Source organism: Leclercia pneumoniae (genome assembly GCF_017348915.1).
Lineage (GTDB): Bacteria > Pseudomonadota > Gammaproteobacteria > Enterobacterales > Enterobacteriaceae > Enterobacter > Enterobacter pneumoniae.
In genome coordinates, this window is sequence record NZ_CP071383.1 from 3,091,442 (window position 1) to 3,115,570 (window position 24,129).

Here is a 24,129-nt window from a genome sequence, read left to right on the forward strand (position 1 = left end):
GCCACCGGGCGATAAACATACTGATTAACCTATCAGGCAGATTCGGCCAGAGCAAGATCCCCACGCGTTTCGATACGCGCTTTCCCGTGATAGATACGGGCATGCTGTAGCCCGACAAACAAGCGCTCACCGCGATGTGGCGGGGTTTCATCGCGCATGACTACCGTCAGGGGATCGGTGTACCAGCCCAGCGGTTGTACAACCAGTTGGGTATAGTGTCCTTTCGGGCTGGCCTCCAGTACCTGCACCGGCAGCGGGGAGTCGAGGCTGGTACGGCGACTGACATCCACTTCCCACGGACGCAGGAACAGATCCACCGGCCCCTGGTGCGCGGGGGTATAACCCAGCGGCCAGCGGTGCGCGCCGACGTGAAACTGCCCGCCGCGAACGGTACCATGCAGGCGGTTGACTTCGCCCATAAACTCCAGCACGAAACGGGTCGCCGGTTCACGCCAGAGCTGCTCTGGTTCGTCTACCTGTTCAATGTTCCCCTGGCTCATCACCACTACCCGGTCGGCCACTTCCATCGCCTCTTCCTGATCGTGGGTAACGAACACGCTGGTGAACTGCAGCTCTTCATGCAGTTGACGCAGCCAGCGACGCAGCTCTTTACGCACCTGTGCGTCCAGTGCGCCAAAAGGTTCATCCAGCAGCAGGATTTGCGGTTCAACGGCCAGCGCACGTGCCAGCGCCACGCGCTGCTTCTGCCCGCCGGAAAGCTGAGCGGGAAAACGATCCGCCAGATGGGCGAGCTGCACCATCTCCAGCAGTTTGGTTACTTTCGCTTTGATGGCTGCCGCATTGGGACGTTCGCGGCGCGGCAGCACGGTCAGGCCGAAGGCGATGTTATCGAACACCGTCATATGGCGGAACAGCGCATAGTGCTGGAACACAAAACCCACCTTACGGTCGCGGGCATGCAGGCGGCTCACGTCGGTACCGTGGAAGCGGATATGTCCGCTGGTCTGGTGCTCAAGCCCGGCGATGATGCGCAGCAGCGTGGTTTTACCAGAGCCGGACGGCCCCAGCAGCGCGACCATTTGTCCGGAAGGGATATCCAGCGAGATATCGTTCAGCACCTGGGTGCGACCAAAAGACTTCTTAATATTGGCAATCTCAATGCTCATGATTTCCCTCCTGATGCTGGCGTTTTTCCTGATTTTCTAAACGCCACTGCACCACACTCTTTAAAAACAGGGTCAAAATCGCCATCAGCGTCAGCAGGGCTGCGGCGGTAAAGGAGCCGACGGTGTTATAGTCCTGCTCCAGCAATTCAATCTGTAACGGCAGCGACAGTGTTTCACCGCGAATCGAGCCGGAGACCACCGACACAGCGCCAAACTCACCAATAGCGCGGGCGTTGGTCAGTACCACGCCATAGAGCAATGCCCAGCGAATATTCGGCAAGGTGACTCGGCGGAACATTTGCCAGCCGGATGCGCCCAGCAACACCGCGGCTTCATCTTCATGGCTGCCCTGGCTTAACATCACCGGCACCAGCTCACGGACAACAAACGGACAGGTCACAAATATGGTCACCAGCACCATTCCCGGCCAGGAGAACATAATCTGCAGGTTGTGCTCATCCAGCCATTCGCCCAGCGGGCCGTTGGAGCCGTAAAAGAGCAGGTACACCAGGCCCGCCACCACCGGCGAAACGGCAAACGGGATATCCAGTAAGGTCAGCAGCAGCTGACGGCCCGGGAAGTTAAAGCGCGTGACCAGCCATGCCAGCAGGATGCCAAACACCAGATTTACCGGAACCGTGATCAACGCGATCATCACCGTCAGCCAGATGGCGTGCAGCATGTCCGGGTCGGCGAGGTTTTGCAGCGCGGGCATAATCCCCTTGCTGAAGGCCTGCACAAAGATATAGACCATTGGCACCACGAGGATAAAGACAGACACCACCGCCCCGGTACCAATCAAAAACCATTTACCCCAGTTGATGCGGGGTGCGTCGTAGCGCTTCAATTGTGTAACTTCCGCCATCAGTGACCTACCACACGTCGCCCAAAGCGACTTTGCAGAGTGTTAATTGAGAACAGCAGCAGCAGCGAAGCCGCGAGGATCACCGAGGCGATGGCGCTCGCCGCCGGGTAATCGAACTCCTGTAAGCGAACAAAAATCATCAGCGAGGTGACTTCGGTCTTCCAGGCGATGTTGCCGGCAATAAAGATTACCGCGCCAAATTCTCCCAGGCTTCGGGTAAAGGAGAGCGCTACGCCCGCCAGCAGCGCAGGAGAGAGCTCTGGCAGTACGACTTTGCGAAAACTCTGCCAGCGCGTCGCGCCCAGCGTCTCCGCCGCTTCTTCATACTCCGGCCCTAACTCTTCCAGCACCGGCTGTACGGTACGTACCACGAAAGGAATGCTGGTAAACGCCATGGCCACCGCGATGCCGAGCCAGGTATACGTCACTTTGATATCAAACTTTGCCAGCCACTCGCCGTAAAAACCGTTCACCGAGAACAGCGAGGCCAGCGTCAGGCCGGCCACCGCCGTGGGCAGCGCAAAGGGTAAATCCATCAGCGCATCCAGCAGCGTACGCCCCGGAAAACGATAGCGGGTTAAGATCCACGCCATCAGCAGGCCGAACACGCCGTTAAAAATGGAGGCGACAAACGCAGAGAGCAGCGTCACTTTGTAAGCCGCCACCACCTGCGGGTTAGTAATCACTTCCCAGTACTGGGCCCAGCTCATTTCGGAGAGCTGCATGGCCAGCGCGCTAAGCGGTAATAATAAAATCAGACAGACGAACAGCAGGCTGGTCCCAAGGCTTAAAGTAAAGCCCGGCAGCACGCGTCTGGAGGAGACTGCAAACATTACTTACGCCCCGCCGCCAGCAATTTGTCTAACTCGCCGCCGCTGGTGAAGTGCGTTTTCATCACCTCAGGCCAGGAGCCAAACTTCTCTTCCACACGGAACAGCTGCGTCTGCGGGAATTTGTCTTTCAGTTTGTCCATGACTTCCGGGTTATTCACACGGTAGTAGTAATCGGTGATGATGGTTTGCGCCTGTGGGCTGTAGAGCCAGTTCAGGTACGCTTTCGCCGCTTTCTCAGTGCCGTTGGCCTCGACGTTTTTGTCTACCCACGCCACCGGGAATTCCGCCAGAATATTGGTCTTCGGAATCACGACCTCAAAGCCCTGAGCTTCATACTGCTTACGGATGTTGTTCACTTCCGATTCAAAGCTGATCAACACATCGCCCAGGCCACGTTCGGCAAAGGTTGTGGTCGCGCCACGTCCGCCGGTATCGAACACTTCAACGTTTTTCAGGAACTGGGTCATGAACTGCTCGGTTTTGGCTTTATCGCCACCGTCAGCGTTATCTGCCGCCCCCCAGGCCGCCAGATAGGTGTAGCGCGCGTTACCGGAGGTTTTAGGATTCGGGAAGATCAGTTTCACGTCAGAACGTACCAGATCGTTCCAGTCGTGAATATTTTTCGGGTTGCCCTTACGCACCAGGAAGCCCATGGTGGAGTAGAACGGTGAGCTGTTATTGGGCAGGCGGCTTTGCCAGTCGGCCGGGATCAGCTTGCCCTTGTCATGCAGGATCTGCACGTCCGTCACCTGGTTGTAGGTCACTACATCCGCCTTCAGACCCTGCAGGATAGCCAGCGCTTGCTTGGAAGAGCCCGCGTGGGATTGCTTAATGGTCAGCTTGTCTCCGTTGTTCTCTTTCGCCCACTGCTGTTCAAACGGCGGGTTAAGGGCGGCAAACAGCTCGCGGGAGACGTCATAGGAGCTGTTAAGCAGCTCAGTTGCCTGCGCCTGCGCCACCAGCAGCACGGAAGCAGCCAGCGTCAGATATCCTTTTTTCAGTAACGTAACGGCCATTGAGCACCCTTATAAATGTGATGACTATCTTATGGTCATAATATTTATAACGAGTACGAAAGGAGTAACGGTTTTATATACCGTTTGGTGATTTACAAGTAGAAAAGAGAATAAGGGTGCGGCCTGAAGCCCGCACCCCAGCCCTCTCCCGCGGGAGAGGGAGGAAGGCTTTTATAACGCCAGCAGACGCTCGACGGACGGGGCGAAATAGTAACCACCGGTCACCGGTTTGGTGAAGCGCAGCATCGCGTCGCGTTTACCGTCGGTATCACCAAACATACTCAGCAGCTGCTGCTCAATGTTATAGAGACGCGCGCAGTAGGCACAGAAGTAAAGGCCATGCGTGCCGCTCGCCGTGCCATAGGGCAGGCTCTGGCGCACAATCTTCAGCCCTTTGCCGTCTTCTTTCAGATCGACGCGGGTCAGGTGAGAGGTCACCGGGCGATCGTCGCCGTCGATCTCTTCATTGGCCTGTTTGGTACGGCCAATCATCATCTCCTGGTCATGCACGCTCATGCGGTTAAGCTGCTTCAGGTTATGCTCCCAGCGCTGAACGAATACATAACTGCCGCCCGCATCCACGCCCTCTTTAATGACCGCCACGTCGCGGCGCGTCTCTTCCCCGGCTGGGTTTTCGGTACCGTCGACAAAGCCGCTCAGATCGCGCTCTTCAACCCAGCGGAAACCATGGACCTCGTCCTGCACCTCGATGCTGTCGCCAAAGGCTTCCAGCGCCGCCTGGGCAACAGAAAAATTCACGTCATGGCGCAGGGAAAGAATATGAATCAACACGTCATACTGGGTAGCCGGTGCCAGACCTTTCCCGTAAGGGATGAAGTCTTTCAGCTCTTCTGCCCCCTCACCGCCGCTCAGCTGACGCCAGACGTTGTTTCCGAAAGCAACGACCGCGCCCAGGTGTGCCTCGGGAAATGCGGCCTGGAAAGTGGCCAGTTTATCGATAAAAATTTTGCTGGCCGCACGCAGGGCATCGACATCCCCTTTAATATTGGCTTCCATCCAAATCGCCGCGCGGCAATGTTCTGGCAAAATGCCACTCTGAACCTGAGACATCGCTCCTCCTGAAAAAAAGATGCCACGTCAGCGTGGCATTGTTGGCGGCGATTATACCCGCTTTTTCAGCAAGGCAGATTGTCCAGACGCAATTTACTGCTGCCAGATAATTTTGCTGACTTTCCAGCTCTTCAGGGTATCGTCAGAAGGCATTAACCCTTCCGGGCCGCTCCAGCTGCCGCTAAACAGATAACGGATGTGCTGGCTCTCTTTCGCTTTACACTCAACCCCAACGCCTTCCTCTACCACGGCGCTGGTACAGTTTCCGAATGCTTTCTGATACAGGTCACTGAACGGCGTGCCGATTTTGACCCCACTGTCGGTTTCAATCTCGCTATCCAGAACTTCAACGCGTTTTACCGCACTATTATCACCGCTGATGACCAGCGCCAGCTTGTCATCTTTCAGCGCTTCGTAATAACGCACGATATTGCCATTTTCGGTTTTCATCCCGCTACGCAGGCGATAATCGCTGCTCAGCGCTGAGGCGATCGCCTCCTGCTCCATCGGCGTGGCGGAGGTGATATTGCCTACCCCCTCCTCGGTAACCTCGGTGGAGGCGCCAAACCAGTTCCAGGGATAAGCCGCAGACCAGTTAACCGACGAGAGAGTGGAACAACCCGTCAACACAACGGGGAGCGCGCAGATCAATAAACGCAGCGATTTCATGAGAGGGTCCTTTCTGGTTAATTCAACGCTTGTTGGAGTGCATCATCGGCAAAAAGTGCCGTTTAATCTTTATCAGGTATGAAACAGGCGCGCAGACGGGGATTGGTGACCAGCCATAACAGCGCCACGATGTCCGCAATCACCAGCGTAATTCCAATGCCGCTTAACGGTTCGCCCTGCAGCCAGAGCCAGGGCTGCCAGGCCAACAGGATGAGCTGCGCCGCAATCAGCAAACTACGAAGCGCGAACCACAGGCGGGGCCAGAGATGGCGTCGTCCGCTCAGCAAAAACGCCAGCACCGCAGGCACGCCCGGTAATAGCCCGAGCCAGAAGTTATCATGATCGGGATAAAAGAGATTTAGCAGGGTGTTGCCCTGATCGCGTGAGGCCCCTGCCAGCACAAAGAGCACCCAGGTGCGTGCCTGTAGTAGCAATACGCACCAGAACAAGAGCGGCAAGCGCATGCGTCCCTGGCTGTCGTAGTCGCCGGGGTGAAACTCAATACTCTTCATCTTCTATCAGGCGCTTGCCGAGGGTCAGCACATCGGCATGTTCATAAGCCAGCCGTTCGTACATCCCCAGCACCACATCGTTGTCTTCGCGAACCATGATCTGAATTTTGGGACAGCCGCGGGCAATCAATTTCTTCTCGAGACGGTTGAGCAGCGCATTGGCAATACCGCGTCCACGGAACTCCGGATGCACACCAAGATAGTAGGCTGAGCCGCGATGGCCATCGTAACCGCCCATCACCGAGCCAACCACTTCGCCATTCACTTCCGCCACCAGGAACAGACTGACGTCATGATTAAGCTTACGTTCAATATCCATTTCCGGATCATTCCAGGGGCGCAGAAGATCGCAACGCTCCCACAGGGTGATGACCTCTTCGAAATCTGCCTGGCGAAAAACGCGTATCTCCATGGTATTAGCCGCCTTTTTAGGTTCAAAAACAGTGATTATCGCCCGAACGCCGCGTTTAGCCAATATTCGGGGAAAATCTCACCAAAATTTGGCATAATGTCACTCTGTCACGTATTGAAATGAAAAGTAAAACAATTATTAGCAAGGACTGTCGTAACGCGAAAGACGATACGATATAACACCAGGACCCCCATTTTTTACAATTCAGGCCGCATGAGCACATTCAAACCATTAAAAACACTCACATCGCGTCGTCAGGTTCTCAAAGCGGGGCTGGCAGCCTTAACTTTATCCGGCATTGCAAAAGCCCAGGCCAAAGAAGAGAGCACGCTTAAAACCAGTAACGGACACAGTAAACCTAAAGCTAAAAAACCGGGCGCTAAGCGCGTGGTCATGCTCGATCCGGGCCACGGCGGCATCGATACCGGTGCCATTGGCCATAACGGCTCTAAAGAGAAACATGTCGTGCTGGCGATTGCAAAAAAAGTGCGGACAATTTTACGCAGCAACGGCATTGACGCACGGCTGACCCGCACCGGTGATACCTTTATTCCCCTGTACGATCGGGTGGAAATTGCCCACAAGCACGGCGCGGATCTGTTTATGTCTATCCATGCGGACGGCTTTACTAATCCGAGCGCAGCCGGTGCCTCGGTGTTCGCCCTTTCGAACCGCGGCGCCAGTAGCGCCATGGCGAAATATCTTTCGGATCGCGAAAACCGCGCCGATGAAGTGGCCGGTAAAAAAGCCACCGATAAAGATCATCTTCTCCAGCAGGTGCTGTTTGACCTGGTGCAAACCGACACCATCAAAAACAGCCTGACCCTCGGGTCGCATATTCTGAAGAAGATTCGGCCCGTGCACCGTCTGCACAGTAAAGGGACCGAGCAGGCTGCCTTTGTGGTGCTGAAATCGCCCTCCATCCCCTCTGTGCTGGTGGAAACCTCCTTTATTACTAACCCGGAAGAGGAGCGCTTACTCGGCACTACCGCGTTTCGCCAGAAGATCGCTAACGCCATCGCCTCCGGGATAATCAGTTACTTTAACTGGTTCGATAATCAAAAAGCCCACGTGAAGAGACGCTGATGAAACCAAATGCGCAACGGGTTAAAACCTTCTTGCTACAGTTGCAGGACCAGATTTGCCAGAAATTGACCGCAGTTGACGGCGGAGCGTTTCAGGAAGATGAGTGGCAGCGCGAAGGCGGCGGAGGCGGACGCAGTCGGGTGCTGCGTAACGGCGGTATCTTTGAGCAAGCCGGCGTGAATTTCTCGCACGTACATGGCGATACAATGCCTGCCTCAGCCACCGCTCACCGTCCGGAGCTGGCAGGCCGCAGTTTCGAAGCGATGGGGGTTTCGCTGGTGGTCCATCCCCACAGCCCTTTTGTACCGACCAGCCATGCTAACGTGCGCTTTTTTATTGCCGAAAAACCCGGCGCCGAGCCGGTATGGTGGTTTGGCGGTGGCTTCGATTTAACGCCTTTTTACGGCTTTGAAGAGGATGCCGTTCACTGGCACCGTACGGCCCGCGATCTTTGCCAGCCCTTCGGTGACGAGGTGTATCCCAAATACAAAAAATGGTGTGACGACTATTTCTATCTGAAGCACCGCGACGAGCAACGGGGTATCGGCGGGCTCTTTTTTGACGATCTCAACACGCCGGATTTTGATACCGCTTTCGCCTTTATGCAGGCGGTGGGTAACGGCTTTACCGACGCGTATCTGCCTATTGTGGAACGGCGTAAGGATACCGATTACGGCGTACGAGAGCGTGAGTTCCAGCTTTATCGCCGGGGGCGTTACGTAGAGTTTAATCTGGTGTGGGATCGCGGCACGCTGTTTGGTTTGCAGACCGGCGGGCGTACGGAGTCGATTCTGATGTCGATGCCGCCGCTGGTGCGCTGGGAGTATAATTTCGAGCCAAAAGAGGGCAGCCCGGAGGCTGCCCTGAAGAATTTTATTCGGGTTCGGGACTGGGTGTAGCCTTTACCCCCTCACCCCGGCCCTCTCCCTGAGGGAGAGGGAGAAAACGGGGGGTTCCCGTCAGTCCCCTCTCCCCGTGGGAAAGGGAGAAAACGGGGTTCCCGTCAGTTCCCTCTCCCCGTGGGAGAGAGAAAAAACGGGCGTTCCCGTCTGTCCCCTCTCCCCGTGGGAGAGGGTTAGGGTGAGGGGAAGAAATAAAAACTACAGCGGCTGCGTCTGCGCCTCTACTACCGCCAGCGCCACCATGTTCACAATACGACGCACAGAGGCGATCGGCGTCAGCACATGTACCGGCTTCGCCACCCCCATCAGCACGGGACCAACCGTCACCCCTTCAGAGCTGGAGACACGCAGCAGGTTGTAGCTGATACGCGCCGCTTCGACGTTCGGCATAATTAGCACGTTCGCCGAGCCTTTCAGCGGGCTGTCCGGCATACGCTCATTGCGGATACTCTCCACCAGCGCGGCATCACCGTGCATTTCACCATCAATCATCAGCTCAGGCGCACGCGCGCGCACCCGTTCCAGCGTCTCGCGCATCTTGCTCGCCGCCGGAGATTTTGATGATCCGAAGTTTGAGTGCGACAACAAGGCTACCTTTGGTTCGATCCCGAAACGACGCACGGTTTCTGCCGCCATCACGGTGATTTCAGCCAGCTGCTCCGGCGTCGGATCGTCATTCACATAGGTATCAGCGATAAAGGTGTTACCGCTTGGCAACAGCAGCGCATTCATCGCCCCCGCCGTATGGACACCCTCACGATAGCCGAAGATCTCCTGCACCACGGTAAAGTGCTCGTGGTAATCCCCTACCGTGCCGCAGATCAGGGCGTCGGCTTCACCGCGGTGGACCATGATCGCGCCGATCACCGTGGTATTGCTGATGACCGCTTTCTGCGCCTGCTCCTGGGTGATCCCGCGACGTTTCATGATCGCGTAATATTCGTTCCAGTACTCTTTAAAGCGCGGATCGGATTCGTTGTTCACGATCTCAAAATCCACGCCCGGTTTAATCTGCAGCCCCAGTTTCTGGATACGCATCTCAATCACGCTCGGACGGCCAATCAGAATCGGCTTCGCCAGACCTAAGGTGATCAACTCCTGCGTGGCATGCAGCACGCGCGCCTCCTCACCCTCTGCCAGCACCACGCGCTTCGCGTCTGCGCGTGCCTGGGAGAAGATAGGCTTCATAAACAGATTCGTTTTGTAGACGAACTCGGTCAGTTTATCGACGTAGGCATCAAAGTCCTGAATCGGACGCATGGCTACACCGGAGTCCATCGCTGCCTTCGCCACTGCCGGAGCGATCTTCACAATCAGGCGCGGGTCGAACGGTTTCGGAATAATGTAATCCGGACCAAAGCTGAGATCCTGATCGCCGTAGGCCGAAGCTACCACTTCGCTCTGTTCGGCGTGAGCCAGTTCGGCGATGGCGTGAACGGCGGCCAGCTTCATCTCTTCGTTGATTGCCGTAGCACCCACGTCCAGTGCGCCGCGGAAGATGAACGGGAAGCAGAGCACGTTGTTCACCTGGTTTGGGTAATCAGAACGGCCGGTACAGATAATGGCGTCTTCACGCACCGCTTTCGCCAGCGGCGGCAGAATTTCCGGCTCCGGGTTGGCCAGCGCCAGAATCATCGGCGCACGAGCCATCTTCTTCACCATCTCCTGGGTCAGCACTTTCGGGCCGGAGCAGCCGAGGAAGATATCCGCGCCGTCAATCACATCATCCAGCGTGCGCTTGCCGTCATCCACGACCGCATAGGCGGCTTTGGTTTCGGCCATATTGGGTTCGCGATCTTTGTAGATAACCCCTTTTGAGTCGCAGACCACAATATTGTGCTTCTGCATACCCAGCGCCACCAGCAGGTTCATACAGGCGATGGCTGCCGCACCGGCACCGGATACCACCATACGCACGTCAGAGATGTTTTTCTCTACCACCCGCAGGCCGTTCAGAATGGCGGCTGTACTGATAATGGCGGTGCCATGCTGGTCGTCATGGAACACCGGAATATTCATCCGTTCGCGCAGTTTTTGCTCAATATAGAAACACTCTGGCGCTTTGATATCTTCGAGGTTAATACCGCCGAAGGTTGGCTCCAGCGCGGCCACCACGTTGATAAACTTATCGGGATCGAGCTCATCGACCTCGATATCAAACACGTCGATACCGGCGAATTTCTTGAACAGAACGCCCTTCCCTTCCATCACCGGCTTGCCCGCCAGCGCACCGATATTGCCAAGTCCCAGCACCGCGGTACCGTTAGAAATCACCGCCACCAGGTTGCCGCGCGCGGTGTATTTGTAGGCAGCGAGCGGATCTTTCTCAATTTCCAGGCAAGGGGCGGCAACGCCCGGCGAGTAGGCTAGCGCCAGGTCACGTTGCGTGGCGAGAGGTTTGGTGGGGGAAACCTGGATTTTACCGGGAACCGGGAATTCATGAAAATCGAGGGCACTCTGTTTCAACTGATCGTCCATCTTATCCTTCCTTTAACGTATCGTTCAAAATGGGTGCTGTTTTTCTGTCCTGAGGCACACCCTGGCGTGCCGCATAGTATCGCCGCTGGCTGCGGTTCAAACTTTGAAGGCTGCCAAACTCTGACCAACAAACAACAAAATTTGTTATCAATTTATAACAAGCCTGTTACCCACCCGCCAAAGCAAGACCCTCCTCGTCTGCTATGCTTTTTTGTTAAGCACGTCGCGAATTTTCCAGAAGTGTGATCCAACGCACTCGACTAACTCTTTTGATTTCAAGGAGTCATACTTTATGAACCAACTAGACGGCATTAAACAATTTACCACCGTCGTTGCCGACAGCGGTGATATTGAATCTATCCGTAGCTACCAGCCGGAAGATGCGACCACCAACCCTTCGCTGCTGTTAAAGGCGGCGGGATTGACCCATTTCAGCCATCTTATTGACGACGCCATCGCCTACGGTAAGCAGCGCGGTAAAACGCAAGAGCAACAGGTGGCAGAGGCCAGCGACAAACTGGCGGTAAATATTGGTGCGGAAATTCTGAAAAGTATTCCCGGCCGTGTTTCAACCGAGGTTGATGCCCGCCTCTCCTTCGATAAAGAGAAGAGCATTAACAAGGCCCGTCGTCTGGTTGAGCTTTATCAAGACCAGGGCATCGATAAGTCGCGCATTTTGATCAAGCTGGCCTCGACCTGGGAGGGGATCCGGGCGGCGGAACAGCTGGAGAAAGAGGGAATCAACTGTAACCTGACGCTACTGTTCTCATTTGCCCAGGCCCGTGCCTGCGCCGAGGCTGGCGTCTATCTTGTCTCCCCGTTTGTTGGGCGCATCTATGACTGGTATCAGGCAAAAGAGCCGATGGACCCCTACGTGGTTGAGCAAGACCCCGGCGTGAAATCCGTACGTAATATCTACGATTATTACAAGCAGCACCGCTACGAAACCATCGTGATGGGTGCCAGCTTCCGCCGCACTGAACAGATCCTCGCCCTGGCCGGCTGCGACCGCCTGACCATCTCCCCGGATCTGCTGAAAAAGCTGCAGGACAAAGACGAGACCGTCATGCGTAAGCTGATCCCTACCTCAACCGTGCTGCCGAAGCCGAAAGCGATGACCGAAGCCGAATTCCGCTGGGAGCATAACCAGGATGCAATGGCCGTCGAAAAACTGGCAGACGGCATTCGTCAGTTTGCCGTTGACCAGCGCAAGCTTGAAGATCTGCTCGCCGCCAAACTTTAAATCAGCCATGGAGTGAACTATGTCCCGTAAAGAGTTAGCCAACGCCATACGCGCCCTAAGCATGGATGCCGTGCAAAAAGCCAATTCCGGCCATCCGGGGGCACCGATGGGCATGGCCGATATCGCCGAAGTGCTGTGGAACGACTTTCTGAAGCACAATCCTAACGACCCGGCATGGTACGACCGCGATCGCTTTATTTTGTCTAACGGCCACGCCTCCATGCTGCTATATAGCCTGCTGCACCTCTCTGGCTACGACCTGCCGCTGGAAGAGTTGAAAAACTTCCGTCAGCTGCACTCCAAAACGCCAGGCCACCCGGAGCTGGGCTACACGCCGGGCGTTGAAACCACCACCGGTCCGCTGGGCCAGGGGCTGGCCAATGCCGTGGGGCTGGCCATCGCAGAGCGCACCCTGGCGGCGCAATTTAATCAACCAGGCCATGACATCGTCGATCACTTTACCTACGTCTTTATGGGCGACGGCTGTCTGATGGAGGGGATCTCGCACGAGGTCTGCTCCCTGGCCGGCACCCTGGGGCTTGGCAAACTGATCGGTTTTTACGATCACAACGGCATCTCCATTGATGGCGAAACCGAAGGCTGGTTCACCGACGATACGGCCAAACGCTTCGAGGCGTACCACTGGCACGTTGTTCACGAAATTGACGGCCACGATCCTGAGGCGGTGAAAAAAGCGATTCAGGAAGCGCAGAGCGTGAAGGACAAACCGTCCCTGATTATCTGCCGGACCACCATCGGCTTCGGCTCGCCGAACAAAGCGGGCAAGGAAGAGTCGCACGGCGCGGCGCTGGGTGAAGAAGAGGTGGCGCTGACCCGCCAGAAACTGGGCTGGAAATATCCCGCCTTTGAGATCCCGAAGGAGATCTATAGCGCCTGGGATGCCCGCGACAAGGGGAGTAAAATCCAGGCCTCGTGGAATGAAAAATTTGCCGCGTATAAAAACGCGCATCCGGAGCTGGCCGCCGAGTTTACCCGCCGGATGAGCGGCGGTATGCCAGAAGCCTGGGAAGAGAAGACTCAGGCACTGATTGAGGAGTTGCAAGCTAATCCGGCGAAAATCGCTACCCGTAAGGCGTCGCAAAACACCCTTAACGCACTGGGGCCGATTCTGCCCGAGCTGCTTGGCGGTTCCGCAGACCTGGCGCCCAGCAACCTCACCATCTGGTCGGGGTCGACATCGATTAAAGAGGACCAGGCCGGTAACTACATCCACTACGGTGTACGTGAGTTCGGCATGACCGCCATCGCCAACGGTATAGCCCATCACGGCGGCTTTGTGCCTTATACCGCGACCTTCCTGATGTTTGTGGAGTATGCGCGTAATGCCGCGCGCATGGCGGCACTGATGAAAGCGCGACAGATCATGGTGTATACCCACGACTCCATCGGGCTGGGGGAAGATGGGCCGACCCACCAGGCGGTGGAACAGCTGGCGAGCCTGCGCCTGACGCCAAACTTTAGCACCTGGCGTCCTTGCGATCAGGTCGAGGCCGCAGTGGGCTGGAAGCTGGCCATAGAGCGCCATAACGGCCCGACGGCGCTGATCCTGTCGCGTCAGAATCTGGCGCAGATTGAACGTACGCCGGAGCAGGTCAAAAACATCGCCCGCGGTGGCTACATCCTGAAAGACAGCGGCGGCAAGCCGGACGTGATCCTGATTGCCACCGGCTCGGAAGTGGAGATCACCGTGAAGGCGGCAGAAAAACTTACCGCTGAAGGTCATGCGGTACGTGTAGTTTCTCTGCCTTCGACGGACATTTTTGATGCCCAGGATGAGGAATACCGTGAGTCGGTGCTGCCTTCAGATGTGAGCGCCCGCGTGGCGGTCGAGGCCGGAATTGCCGACTACTGGTATAAATATGTCGGCCTGAAGGGGGCGATTGTCGGCATGCGGGGATACGGCGAATCGGCCCCTGCCGATAAGCTCTTCCCGTACTTCGGCTTTACGGTCGAAAACGTGGTGGAAAAAGCGCAGAACCTGCTTTAACGGGTGATCCACAAGGTGGGCCAGGCATCTGGCCCATGCCAGTTATCGCAGCTTGGCTCTTCAGCATACCGCACCAGACGAAAGCGCTGGCCATTAAAACGCCAGCGCGTCTGGATGCCACAATCGGCAATGCCCCGCCCTAACGCCAGAGTGGTTAGCTCGCGGTTTTTTTCATCGAATCCTGCATTCATCAGCTCCATATCACTGCTCTCACTTGCGGCAACAAACGGCAGACGCAGGCGGACAGGCCGTGCGGCAAAGGGTTTTTTACGCGAAACCAGCCACGCCAGATCTACGGTATTGTAGGCCCCCGCTTCACAGCTAATCATCATCAACGCTTTATCATCGGTCAGGGCCGTTACCCGTACCTCCCGGCGCGCCGGATCGAGCGAGCACTGGCTGTTATTCATTCGCCAGGTACCGTAATCAATTAAATCGCTGCGCTCCTGGCGCGTCAGGGGCGTAGGCGTTGGATTAATTACCGCTACCTCTTTCAGCGCCGGTGCGGGTGGCACGCTGAGCGGCGGATCGTCGCCCTTTTTAATCCAGGCGGTTTCACTGCCCACACGCTTTTGCTGGCTGTCGATAAACAACAGCGTGGCCTTCAGGCCATCGAGGGAGATCTCTTGCTTGCCCCGGTTCAGGGCGATCATATGCTTTTCCTGAATGGTGGCCAGGAACGCATTAATAGTGGCGGTATCGTCAGTTGATAAACGCCAGGGGGAGATTTGCCAGTGCCGGGTATCGAGCGCTAACGGTTCGCCGTCGAGGAGTAAACGGGGGGCGATCGCCGGCTCGCCGGCAGAAGGGGTCGCCAGCCCGCCGAGTTCAATGCGCAGGACCGCATCGGTTTTGGCACCGGCGCTACGACTCAGGGTCATCACCAGCCCTTTATGCTCGTTAATATTGCGCGCAATGCAAAAATTCTGATTGTTGCAGGTCACCTGCCAGTCAGAAAAAGCTCGCTGCGCGGGGGCCGCCTGCACATAAAGTGCCGGCAGCATAGTGAGCATAAAGATAAATAAATAGCAGTGACGCATGTATGGCACGATCCCGGAAGCATGACTCAAAAACTGGCCGTATCTTCCTGCGCAAACCGGGATGGCTCAATCGGATTTATCGGATAGATTTATTTAAAATACATCTTATTAACATTAATAAGATCAAGTCATTAAGCCGGATGTCTGAAGATACTGCAGTAATATCACCGTCTTGCCATCCCGGATTTCGCCGGTTTTAACCTTCTCCAGCGCCTCGGTGAAAGGCATCTCCAGTACCTCGATCTCTTCATCTTCAATGCCGCCGCCCGCATTGGCGCGGTGAGCGTCGCTGTATTCCGCAACAAAAAAGTGAATGAGTTCGGTGACACCGCCCGGGGACATATACAGCTCAAAGACTTTACGCACTTCGCTGACGGCGAAGCCGGTCTCTTCAATTGCCTCTTTACGGACGCAGACGTCGGGTGCATCGTCATCCAGCAGACCGGCACAGGTTTCAATCAGCATACCGTCGGGATTGCCATTAACCCAGGTCGCTACCCGGAACTGACGGATCAGCACCACGGTTTTTTTATCCCGGTTATAGAGCATCACCGTTGCGCCATTACCACGATCGTAGACCTCACGCTTATGGCGCACGACTTCGCCGTTTTCACGCGTTAGATCGTAAGTCATGTTGCGAAGCAGAAAGTAATTGTCGGAGAGGATTTTATCTTTGATTAGGTCAATTTTCAGGGTCATGCGGACTCCACAGCGCAAAATATCCTCGTCATACTACGCCGTGAAGTCCGCTTTGTCGTGGCCGGGTTAATGGATAAGATTCTGATTTACGCCCAGCCAGTCGGCGATGCCCTGCGCCGCATGCCGCCCTTCGGCCATGGCGGTCACCACCAGGTCAGCACCGCGAACCGCATCGCCACCGGCGAAAATTTGCGGGTTACTGGTCTGATAACGGTAACGGCTGTCGACGCCGGCGACAATCCGTCCCCACTCATCCACGGCCACCCCCTGCGCCTGCAGCCACGCCGCGGCATGCGGAGTAAAGCCAAAGGCCATGATTACCGCATCGGCAGGGATCACGAATTCACTGCCGGCAATCGGCACCGGACGCCGCCGCCCCTCGCCATCCGGCTCGCCAAGCTGGGTGCGCAGTAGACGAACTCCGTTGACCCGTCCGCTGTCATCCAGCGCCAGCGCCACCGGCTGGACGTTGAATTCAAAGGCGGCCCCCTCCTCTTTGGCATTTTTCACCTCTTTACGGGAACCGGGCATGTTGGCTTCGTCGCGACGGTAGGCGCAGGTGACGTTTGCCGCCCCCTGACGCAGAGCGGTACGCACACAGTCCATCGCCGTATCGCCGCCCCCCAGTACCACCACGTTGAGCCCGGCGGTATCGATAAAGGGATCGGCCACCGAGGCGGGCAGCCCCATAAGCTGACGGGTATTGCCCACCAGATACGGCAGCGCATCGTAAACACCCGGCGCCTCTTCGTTAGGGATGCCGGCTTTCATCGACCGCCAGGTGCCGACTCCTATAAAGAGCGCATCATAATCCTGCTGAAGTTCAGCCATCGACACATCCTTACCCACCTCGCAATTGAGTACAAAACGGATCCCCATCGCGGTAAAGATGTCGCGACGGCGGGCCAGCAGCGACTTATCCAGTTTGAACGACGGTATGCCAAAGGTCAGCAAACCGCCAATCTCCGGGTGACGATCGTAGACGGTCACGCTAAGGCCACGGCGCACCAGCGCGTCCGCGCAGGCTAACCCCGCAGGCCCGGCACCGATAATGGCCACACGTTTATCGACCGGCACTACCTGGCTGAGATCGGGCCGCCAGCCTTTCGCCAGCGCCTGGTCAGAAATATAACGTTCAAGGTTGCCGATGGTGACCGCGCCGGACGCCTCGCGCACCGTGCAGGCCCCTTCGCAAAGTTTGTCCTGCGGACAGACTCGCCCGGTGATCTCCGGCAGGCAGTTGGTCTGGTGTGATAACTCGACCGCCGCCTCGATATCACCGGCTTTTACCCGCTCAATCCACTGCGGGATATGGTTGTGCAGCGGACAGGTCCATTCACAAATCGTGTGCTCGCCGCAGGTAAGACAGCGCGATGCCTCCCGCTGCGCCTGCTCTGTTCGAAATGGCAGATAAATTTCTGCAAAGTTGCCCACGCGCGCCTCAGGGCTGAGCTTATCCGGCTCGCCACGCGGGCTAAGCGCCTGCAGCTGCGCCCGCTTTCCGCCGGCTTTCACCGCCGCCGGGGCAATCCCTTTCCATGGCTGCGCCTCATGACTCGCCGTACGCAGCCTGCGCGCGCGGGAGAGTTGATTCAGTGCGTCAGGGGTGGCAAGCGTCAGGACATCGGCCGGGCAGTTTTCCACGCAGGCTGGCCCCTGCGGCCGTCCGGCACAGAGATCGCACTTCTGCGCGGTGGCTTCCCCCTGGGCGGTAATCACGATGTCCATCGTGCCAAAGGGGCAAGCCACGACGCAGGCTTTACAGCCAATACAGCGCTGTTGATTCACCTGCACGCTGTCGTTTTCGCGGGCGATGGCCCCGTTCGGACAGCTCTGGATGCAGGGAGCATTTTCGCAGTGATGGCAGGTGACGGTGTTGAAGCGGCTCCCCTCTTTCACCACGGTGATTCGTGGCGTGAATTCCCGCTGACTCAGCGCATGTTGTTCATTATGATGCGCCATCACGCAGGCGACTTCGCAGGCGTGACATCCGATACATTGCTGGCTGTTGGCCATAATAAAATGATTCATAGCGACACCTGCCCTGGTTATTAACCTTATTTTTTACAGGGGTTAAGTATTTACGCACCGGGGCGGGTTCAGGCAATGTTCATATGCCCAGAAACGCGAACTTTCTGCCCTGAACCTGAGTGAGATCAAATATATTTTGCGTAAAGGGAATAGCGTTTCCTTCGGCTGGCGCAGTCGCGCCGGACCTTTGTTCAGACATCATTCAGGAAGCCATGTGTGATAGTAAAACGACCCGTCTCGCGAAGCCTTGCCCGGGCATTCATCTCCATAATTGTGTTATCGATCCTGTCCAGCGCAGTAGCGCTATTGACCCTTGCCAGCAGCCAACGCGATGCAGAAGCCATTAACATTGCCGGCTCCCTGCGTATGCAGAGCTATCGTCTTGGCTACGAGCTGCAGCGTGGTGGGAGCGATCTGCATGAGCACTTGCTTACCTGGCAAAACACGCTGAATGCGCCAGCGTTAACATCGCTGGATAAGTGGTATGTGCCGGAGGAGGTAAAGCAACGCTATCATCAGTTGCAGGCGGCATGGCAGGTGATGAATGAGCAATTATTGCAGGGCAACGAGGCGTGGTACCAGGCGCATATCGAAGAGTATATCGGGCGAATGGATGCCTTTGTGCTTTCACTGCAACATTATGCCGAACACAAGATGCAGATGGTGGTGATCATTTCGCTGGCAGGCGGCGGCGGGATCCTGCTGCTGGTCTTTATCACGCTGCGTCGCATTCGCCGCCAGGTCGTCGCCCCGCTCAACCATCTGGTAAGCTCCAGCCTGCAGATTGAACAAGGCCGCTTTGATACCCCCGCTCCGGACAGCGATCTGCCCAACGAACTGGGCCTGCTGTCGCGCACCTTTAACCATATGGCCGAGGAGTTGCACACCCTTTACCGCTCCCTGGAAAGCTCCGTGGAAGAGAAAACCCATCATTTGCATGAGGCCCACCAGCAGCTGGAGATGCTTTTCACCTGTTCACAGGCCCTGAATGCCAGCCAGACAGACAGCCACTGCTTTCGCCACATTTTGCAAATTGTGAAGGAGCATACCGGCATGCGCTATCTGGCGCTAAGCACCAGCGACGGCTGGCAGATGAGTGAGGGCTACAAAAGTGATCGTTTACCCATGCAGCAGTTGCCGGTGGTGATGCAGGAGACGCGATTTGGTGAACTCTGTTGGCAGAACGAGCACGGCACGGTGTCAGGGCCGCTGATGAAAAGCGTGGCCACGATGCTGGGGCGCGGCATCTATGTGAACCAGTCGCAGAAGCATTTCCAGCAACTGCTGTTGATGGAGGAGCGTGCCACCATTGCCCGGGAATTGCACGACTCGCTGGCCCAGGTACTCTCTTATTTACGCATTCAGCTAACGTTGTTAAAACACGCCGTACCGGAGGAGAACCAGCCGGCGCAGACCATTATTAGCGACTTCTCGCGAGCGCTGAACGATGCCTGGCTTCAGTTACGCGAACTGCTGACCACCTTCCGCCTGACGCTCAATCATGCCAACCTCCCCGCGGCGCTCCAGGAGTCGCTGGATGGCTTACAAAGCCAGACCCGCGCGAAACTCTCTTTAGATTGTCGTCTCTCCTCCCTCGCCCTCGATGCGCAAAAGCAGGTGCACCTGCTGCAGATTGTGCGCGAAGCGGTGCTGAACGCTATTAAGCATGCGCAGGCCAGTGAGATTGCCGTCGCCTGCGTGACCACCGCCAGCGGCGAGCACATCGTTTCTATTCGCGACAATGGGATAGGGATTGGCGATGCCAGCGAACCCCCTGGCCATTACGGGCTCAATATCATGCGCGAGCGCGCCGTGCGGCTGGGAGGGACTCTTCACTTCACGCGTCCGGCGGAGGGGGGAACTCAGGTGGAGGTGCGTTTTCCACAATGAGCCGTGCAGAGGGTAAATAAGCGTAAATAACCCTCGCATCTCATCAGAACGCCACGCGCGTGCGTAATACTCAGCCGCACAGGAGGCGCGATTGCGCTGTAAACGCGCATGATAATTTACACTATCTCCTTATTTTCTCCACGTTTGACATCCGCCTTGCCGCTAGAGTGATGCGGGCAATGTACAATAACAATTCGACGCTAAATGAGGTCCTGGTTCAATGGCGAATTTTTTCATCGATCGCCCCATTTTTGCCTGGGTACTGGCAATCTTATTATGCCTGACCGGCACCCTGGCCATTTTTTCACTTCCTGTTGAGCAATATCCCGACCTGGCACCGCCGAATGTGCGTATCACTGCCAACTATCCGGGGGCGTCGGCACAGACGCTGGAAAATACGGTCACCCAGGTTATCGAGCAGAATATGACCGGCCTCGATAACCTGATGTATATGTCTTCCCAGAGCAGCGCTACCGGTATGGCAACGGTCACGCTGAGCTTTTCCGCCGGCAGCGATCCCGACGAAGCGGTGCAACAGGTGCAAAACCAGCTGCAGTCAGCCCTGCGTAAACTGCCCCAGGCGGTGCAGAATCAGGGGGTGACGGTGCGTAAAACCGGGGACACCAATATCCTGACCATCGCCTTCGTCTCTACCGATAACTCAATGGATAAGCAGGACATCGCCGACTACGTCGCCAGTAATATTCAGGATCCGCTGAGCCGTATTAACGGCGTGGGGGATATCGACGCCTACGGCTCACCATACTCCATGCGCATCTGGCTTGACCCGGCGAAACTGAACAGCGTTCAGATGACGGCGAAAGATGTGACCGACGCTATCGAGTCGCAAAACGCCCAGATTGCCGTTGGCCAGTTGGGCGGGACGCCCGCCATCGACAAGCAGGCGCTGAACGCCACCATCAATTCGCAATCATTACTGCAGACACCGCAGCAGTTCCGGGACATCACGCTGCGCGTGAATCAGGACGGCTCCGAGGTGCGCCTCGGCGACGTGGCGACGATTGAGATGGGTGCCGAGAAATATGACTATCTTAGCCGGTTCAACGGCAATGCAGCCTCCGGGCTGGGGGTGAAACTGGCGTCGGGGGCCAACGAAATGGCCACCGCCAAACTGGTCATCGACCGCCTCGATGAACTGTCGCATTTCTTTCCCCACGGGCTCGAATACAAGGTCGCGTACGAAACCACCTCCTTCGTGAAAGCCTCTATCGAGGACGTAGTCAAAACGCTGCTGGAAGCCATCGCGCTGGTGTTCCTCGTGATGTATCTGTTCCTGCAAAACTTCCGCGCCACCCTCATTCCAACCATCGCCGTGCCTGTGGTACTGATGGGGACCTTCTCCGTGCTCTATGCCTTTGGCTACAGCATTAACACCCTGACGATGTTTGCTATAGTGCTGGCGATAGGGCTACTGGTCGATGACGCCATTGTGGTGGTGGAAAACGTCGAACGCATCATGAGCGAGGAGGGGCTCTCCCCACGGGAGGCCACCCGAAAATCAATGGGGCAGATCCAGGGGGCGCTGGTGGGTATCGCCCTGGTGCTGTCGGCCGTCTTTGTGCCAATGGCCTTCTTTGGCGGCACTACGGGGGCTATCTATCGCCAGTTCTCCATTACCATTGTCTCGGCGATGGTACTGTCCGTGCTGGTGGCGATGATCCTGACCCCTGCCCTCTGCGCTACCCTGCTTAAGCCGCTACACAAAGGCGAGCATCACGGGCAAAAAGGCTTGTTCGGGTGGTTCAACCGCATGTTCAATCGCAACGCGGCACGCTATGAAGCGGGCGTGGGGCGAGTTTTGCAGCACAGTCTGCGCTGGATTGTGGTGTACGTGCTGCTGCTGGGCGGAATGGTGTTCCTGTTCCTGCGCCTGCCCACCTCATTTTTACCTCTGGAAGACCGCGGCATGTTTATTACCTCGGTGCAGCTTCCCAGCGGCGCGACGCAGCAGCAGACACTGAAAGTGGTGCAGCAGGTCGAACAGTATTTCTTCACCAAAGAGAAAGAGAACGTCGTGTCGGTGTTTGCCACCGTCGGCTCTGGCCCTGGCGGCAACGGGCAGAACGTGGCACGTATGTTTGTACGCCTGAAAGATTGGGAGCAACGTGATGCGAAAACTGGCACCTCGTTTGCCATTATCGAGCGTGCCACCAAAGCGTTCAGTCGGATTAAAGAAGCGCGCGTCTTTGCCAGCAGCCCGCCGGCCATCAGCGGCCTGGGTAGCTCCGCCGGTTTTGATATGGAGTTGCAGGATCACGCCGGTGCGGGGCATGACGCCCTGATGGCGGCGCGCGATCGCCTGCTGGAGCTGGCCGGAGAAGAGCCCAACCTGACCCGGGTACGCCACAACGGCCTTGATGACAGCCCCCAGTTACAGATCGATATCGATCAGCGTAAAGCGCAGGCGCTGGGCGTCTCTATTGATGATATCAACGACACGCTGCATACCGCGTGGGGCTCCAGCTACGTGAATGATTTTATGGATCGTGGCCGCGTGAAGAAGGTCTACGTGCAGGCAGCCGCCAAATACCGCATGCTGCCGGAGGATATCAACCTCTGGTACGTACGCAATAAAGAAGGCAGCATGGTGCCCTTCTCCGCCTTCGCTACGTCACGCTGGCAAACCGGCTCGCCGCGCATGGAGCGCTACAACGGCTATGCGGCAGTGGAAATTGTCGGGGAAGCCGCGCCAGGCGTCAGTACCGGTACGGCAATGGATGTGATGGAAGGGCTGGTCAGTCAGCTTCCGGCAGGCTTCGGGCTGGAGTGGACGGCCATGTCGTATCAAGAACGCCTCTCCGGCGCGCAGGCACCTGCGCTCTATGCGCTGTCGCTGCTGGTCGTCTTCCTCTGTCTGGCCGCGCTCTATGAGAGCTGGTCAGTTCCCTTCTCGGTCATGCTGGTGGTGCCGCTGGGGGTAATTGGCGCCCTGCTGGCCACCTGGATGCGCGGGCTTGAGAACGACGTCTACTTCCAGGTCGGGTTGCTGACGGTTATTGGGCTATCGGCGAAGAACGCCATATTGATCGTCGAATTCGCTAACGAGATGAATGAGAAGGGCCAGGATCTGGTAGCCGCTACGCTGGATGCGTGCCGTCAGCGATTGCGTCCAATTCTGATGACCTCGCTGGCGTTTGTTTTCGGCGTACTGCCGATGGCGACCAGTTCCGGTGCCGGCTCAGCAAGTCAGCATGCGGTAGGGACGGGCGTAATGGGCGGGATGATCGCGGCCACGATACTTGCCATCTACTTTGTACCGCTCTTCTTTGTGCTGGTACGCCGTCGCTTCCCGCTAAAAGCGCGCCCGGAATAAGGCGTTAGAAATAAAAAAGGCGGCCTCACTAGCCGCCTTTTTTGTGTGCTTTTGTGCACACTATCATTATTTTACAACCAAGTGCTTTTTGCTGTTCTTCCTGAATTTCATTTACGAAGCATGACTTCGATAAAATCTTTCCAGTTCCCCAGTTCACGTTCAATCATAACAACCTCTCTTATTATTATGGGCATTTTACGAGAATATATCGCCAATGTGAAGAATCTTTAATCAATCACTGCGATTGCCCTACCCTGCTATCACAGGGCTTGTAAGTAATATGGAGGGAGAACGATAAACTTTATGTGACGTACTGCAATATTTTGAAACAACCCTGATTTAAGTCGATGAAATAAATCCAGGTCGTTTTGCCAGGCTTTTATTTGATTCTGTAGGGCTATGCAGCGAGAGTGAAAGAATATTCATTATTTCCCTTAAGCAGCGGTGCGTAGCATGTTTAAATAAAGTCATAAACTGAATGTGTTATATTTGTGCATCACTAACATATTCGAAAATACTGCGCATTTGAGCGCATTTAATACAAAAGGATTCACCATGACCCAGCTCTATGGCATCAAAAATTGCGATACCATCAAAAAAGCACGCCGCTGGCTTGAAGATAACAATATTGACTATCGTTTTCATGACTATCGCGTGGACGGACTGGATGAAGATTTGCTGCAAAAATTTATCGCTGAACTGGGTTGGGAAGCGTTGCTGAACACCCGAGGGACGACCTGGCGTAAGCTGGATGAGAGCCTGCGCGCCAGCATTAATAACGCCGACAGCGCGGCGGCACTGATGATTGAAATGCCTGCAATCATTAAACGCCCATTGCTCTGGACGCCAGGTCAGCCTATGCTGCTGGGCTTTAGTGATTCCAGTTACCAACGCTATTTTGACGAGGTGTAGT

General features: G+C 56.2%; 20 protein-coding genes. 7 read left to right on the forward strand and 13 right to left on the reverse strand.

The window, feature by feature from the left end; all coding sequences use genetic code 11:
- Positions 1 to 32 precede the first annotated feature (32 nt).
- From cysA to JZ655_RS15055, 8 genes are all read right to left on the reverse strand, one after another.
- On the reverse strand, positions 33 to 1,127 hold the full coding sequence (gene cysA, locus JZ655_RS15020; RefSeq protein ID WP_040074583.1) for a sulfate/thiosulfate ABC transporter ATP-binding protein CysA: 1,095 nt from the start codon (positions 1,125 to 1,127) through the stop codon (positions 33 to 35).
- Positions 1,117 to 1,992 (reverse strand): sulfate/thiosulfate ABC transporter permease CysW, encoded by an 876-nt coding sequence (gene cysW / locus JZ655_RS15025; protein WP_046884643.1) that lies wholly within the window; start codon positions 1,990 to 1,992, stop codon positions 1,117 to 1,119. The genes cysA and cysW overlap by 11 nt, the downstream gene beginning before the upstream one ends.
- Positions 1,992 to 2,825 carry a sulfate/thiosulfate ABC transporter permease CysT gene (gene cysT, locus JZ655_RS15030; RefSeq protein ID WP_040074581.1) on the reverse strand — a complete coding sequence of 278 codons (834 nt, stop codon included), beginning with the start codon at positions 2,823 to 2,825 and terminating at the stop codon, positions 1,992 to 1,994. The genes cysW and cysT overlap by 1 nt, the downstream gene beginning before the upstream one ends.
- Positions 2,825 to 3,841: a thiosulfate/sulfate ABC transporter substrate-binding protein CysP gene (gene cysP, locus JZ655_RS15035; protein ID WP_040074580.1), complete on the reverse strand. Its 1,017-nt coding sequence runs from the start codon at positions 3,839 to 3,841 to the stop codon at positions 2,825 to 2,827. The genes cysT and cysP overlap by 1 nt, the downstream gene beginning before the upstream one ends.
- 171 nt (positions 3,842 to 4,012) lie before the next feature.
- Entirely contained in the window at positions 4,013 to 4,912 is a 900-nt protein-coding gene (locus JZ655_RS15040) for a Dyp-type peroxidase (protein WP_040074579.1), read from the reverse strand.
- 93 nt (positions 4,913 to 5,005) lie between these two features.
- Complete coding sequence (locus tag JZ655_RS15045; RefSeq protein WP_040074578.1) at positions 5,006 to 5,581, reverse strand: RpoE-regulated lipoprotein; 576 nt, start codon at positions 5,579 to 5,581, stop codon at positions 5,006 to 5,008.
- A 62-nt stretch (positions 5,582 to 5,643) separates the two neighbouring features.
- Positions 5,644 to 6,093 carry a DUF2919 domain-containing protein gene (locus JZ655_RS15050; protein WP_207292180.1) on the reverse strand — a complete coding sequence of 150 codons (450 nt, stop codon included), beginning with the start codon at positions 6,091 to 6,093 and terminating at the stop codon, positions 5,644 to 5,646.
- A complete protein-coding gene (locus JZ655_RS15055) occupies positions 6,080 to 6,505 on the reverse strand; it encodes a GNAT family acetyltransferase (protein ID WP_040074576.1) in 426 nt (141 codons plus the stop codon). Before JZ655_RS15055 ends, JZ655_RS15050 begins: the two co-directional genes overlap by 14 nt.
- Positions 6,506 to 6,718: 213 nt before the next feature.
- Here JZ655_RS15055 and amiA point away from each other — a divergent pair, with 213 nt between their 5' ends.
- Both amiA and hemF read left to right on the forward strand, forming a co-directional pair.
- Complete coding sequence (amiA, locus tag JZ655_RS15060) at positions 6,719 to 7,591, forward strand: N-acetylmuramoyl-L-alanine amidase AmiA (protein WP_046884640.1); 873 nt, start codon at positions 6,719 to 6,721, stop codon at positions 7,589 to 7,591.
- Positions 7,591 to 8,490: an oxygen-dependent coproporphyrinogen oxidase gene (hemF, locus tag JZ655_RS15065; protein ID WP_207292181.1), complete on the forward strand. Its 900-nt coding sequence runs from the start codon at positions 7,591 to 7,593 to the stop codon at positions 8,488 to 8,490. The genes amiA and hemF overlap by 1 nt, the downstream gene beginning before the upstream one ends.
- A gap of 201 nt (positions 8,491 to 8,691) precedes the next feature.
- Here hemF and maeB read toward each other — a convergent pair whose 3' ends face one another.
- Positions 8,692 to 10,971, reverse strand: a complete 2,280-nt coding sequence (gene maeB / locus JZ655_RS15070; protein WP_046884638.1) for an NADP-dependent oxaloacetate-decarboxylating malate dehydrogenase — start codon at positions 10,969 to 10,971, stop codon at positions 8,692 to 8,694.
- 292 nt (positions 10,972 to 11,263) lie between these two features.
- Between maeB and tal the strand changes: the two genes are divergently transcribed.
- Together tal and tkt are read left to right on the forward strand one after the other, a co-directional pair.
- Positions 11,264 to 12,214 carry a transaldolase gene (gene tal / locus JZ655_RS15075; protein WP_207292182.1) on the forward strand — a complete coding sequence of 317 codons (951 nt, stop codon included), beginning with the start codon at positions 11,264 to 11,266 and terminating at the stop codon, positions 12,212 to 12,214.
- A gap of 19 nt (positions 12,215 to 12,233) precedes the next feature.
- Positions 12,234 to 14,222: a transketolase gene (tkt, locus tag JZ655_RS15080; protein WP_040074571.1), complete on the forward strand. Its 1,989-nt coding sequence runs from the start codon at positions 12,234 to 12,236 to the stop codon at positions 14,220 to 14,222.
- Here the strand turns inward: tkt and JZ655_RS15085 are convergent.
- From JZ655_RS15085 to aegA, 3 genes are all read right to left on the reverse strand, one after another.
- Positions 14,219 to 15,262, reverse strand: a complete 1,044-nt coding sequence (locus JZ655_RS15085) for a DUF1176 domain-containing protein (protein WP_207292183.1) — start codon at positions 15,260 to 15,262, stop codon at positions 14,219 to 14,221. The genes tkt and JZ655_RS15085 overlap by 4 nt on opposite strands.
- Positions 15,263 to 15,385: 123 nt before the next feature.
- The gene (gene nudK / locus JZ655_RS15090) at positions 15,386 to 15,961 is read right to left on the reverse strand and encodes a GDP-mannose pyrophosphatase NudK (RefSeq protein WP_046884635.1); all 576 of its coding nucleotides are present in this window, start codon (positions 15,959 to 15,961) and stop codon (positions 15,386 to 15,388) included.
- A 66-nt stretch (positions 15,962 to 16,027) separates the two neighbouring features.
- Positions 16,028 to 17,992 carry a formate-dependent uric acid utilization protein AegA gene (gene aegA / locus JZ655_RS15095; RefSeq protein WP_207292184.1) on the reverse strand — a complete coding sequence of 655 codons (1,965 nt, stop codon included), beginning with the start codon at positions 17,990 to 17,992 and terminating at the stop codon, positions 16,028 to 16,030.
- Between the two features lie 216 nt (positions 17,993 to 18,208).
- Between aegA and narQ the strand changes: the two genes are divergently transcribed.
- Positions 18,209 to 19,882: a nitrate/nitrite two-component system sensor histidine kinase NarQ gene (gene narQ, locus JZ655_RS15100; protein WP_207292185.1), complete on the forward strand. Its 1,674-nt coding sequence runs from the start codon at positions 18,209 to 18,211 to the stop codon at positions 19,880 to 19,882.
- 220 nt (positions 19,883 to 20,102) lie between these two features.
- The gene (gene acrD / locus JZ655_RS15105; protein ID WP_207292186.1) at positions 20,103 to 23,216 is read left to right on the forward strand and encodes a multidrug efflux RND transporter permease AcrD; all 3,114 of its coding nucleotides are present in this window, start codon (positions 20,103 to 20,105) and stop codon (positions 23,214 to 23,216) included.
- A gap of 107 nt (positions 23,217 to 23,323) precedes the next feature.
- Here the strand turns inward: acrD and ypfM are convergent, their stop codons facing one another.
- On the reverse strand, positions 23,324 to 23,383 hold the full coding sequence (gene ypfM / locus JZ655_RS15110) for a protein YpfM (protein WP_001386977.1): 60 nt from the start codon (positions 23,381 to 23,383) through the stop codon (positions 23,324 to 23,326).
- A gap of 388 nt (positions 23,384 to 23,771) precedes the next feature.
- On the opposite strand from ypfM, the gene JZ655_RS15115 reads away from it, so the two are divergent.
- Entirely contained in the window at positions 23,772 to 24,128 is a 357-nt protein-coding gene (locus tag JZ655_RS15115) for an ArsC family reductase (RefSeq protein WP_207292187.1), read from the forward strand.
- Position 24,129 lies beyond the last annotated feature (1 nt).

Bases quoted from the DNA above. Each gene is read 5' to 3' on its own strand.
- cysA (WP_040074583.1), bottom strand. From the start codon at position 1,127: ATGAGCATTGAGATTGCCAATATTAAGAAGTCTTTTGGTCGCACCCAG.
- cysW (WP_046884643.1), bottom strand. From the start codon at position 1,992: ATGGCGGAAGTTACACAATTGAAGCGCTACGACGCACCCCGCATCAAC.
- cysT (WP_040074581.1), bottom strand. From the start codon at position 2,825: ATGTTTGCAGTCTCCTCCAGACGCGTGCTGCCGGGCTTTACTTTAAGC.
- cysP (WP_040074580.1), bottom strand. From the start codon at position 3,841: ATGGCCGTTACGTTACTGAAAAAAGGATATCTGACGCTGGCTGCTTCC.
- JZ655_RS15040 (WP_040074579.1), bottom strand. From the start codon at position 4,912: ATGTCTCAGGTTCAGAGTGGCATTTTGCCAGAACATTGCCGCGCGGCG.
- JZ655_RS15045 (WP_040074578.1), bottom strand. From the start codon at position 5,581: ATGAAATCGCTGCGTTTATTGATCTGCGCGCTCCCCGTTGTGTTGACG.
- JZ655_RS15050 (WP_207292180.1), bottom strand. From the start codon at position 6,093: ATGAAGAGTATTGAGTTTCACCCCGGCGACTACGACAGCCAGGGACGC.
- JZ655_RS15055 (WP_040074576.1), bottom strand. From the start codon at position 6,505: ATGGAGATACGCGTTTTTCGCCAGGCAGATTTCGAAGAGGTCATCACC.
- amiA (WP_046884640.1), top strand. From the start codon at position 6,719: ATGAGCACATTCAAACCATTAAAAACACTCACATCGCGTCGTCAGGTT.
- hemF (WP_207292181.1), top strand. From the start codon at position 7,591: ATGAAACCAAATGCGCAACGGGTTAAAACCTTCTTGCTACAGTTGCAG.
- maeB (WP_046884638.1), bottom strand. From the start codon at position 10,971: ATGGACGATCAGTTGAAACAGAGTGCCCTCGATTTTCATGAATTCCCG.
- tal (WP_207292182.1), top strand. From the start codon at position 11,264: ATGAACCAACTAGACGGCATTAAACAATTTACCACCGTCGTTGCCGAC.
- tkt (WP_040074571.1), top strand. From the start codon at position 12,234: ATGTCCCGTAAAGAGTTAGCCAACGCCATACGCGCCCTAAGCATGGAT.
- JZ655_RS15085 (WP_207292183.1), bottom strand. From the start codon at position 15,262: ATGCGTCACTGCTATTTATTTATCTTTATGCTCACTATGCTGCCGGCA.
- nudK (WP_046884635.1), bottom strand. From the start codon at position 15,961: ATGACCCTGAAAATTGACCTAATCAAAGATAAAATCCTCTCCGACAAT.
- aegA (WP_207292184.1), bottom strand. From the start codon at position 17,992: ATGAATCATTTTATTATGGCCAACAGCCAGCAATGTATCGGATGTCAC.
- acrD (WP_207292186.1), top strand. From the start codon at position 20,103: ATGGCGAATTTTTTCATCGATCGCCCCATTTTTGCCTGGGTACTGGCA.
- JZ655_RS15115 (WP_207292187.1), top strand. From the start codon at position 23,772: ATGACCCAGCTCTATGGCATCAAAAATTGCGATACCATCAAAAAAGCA.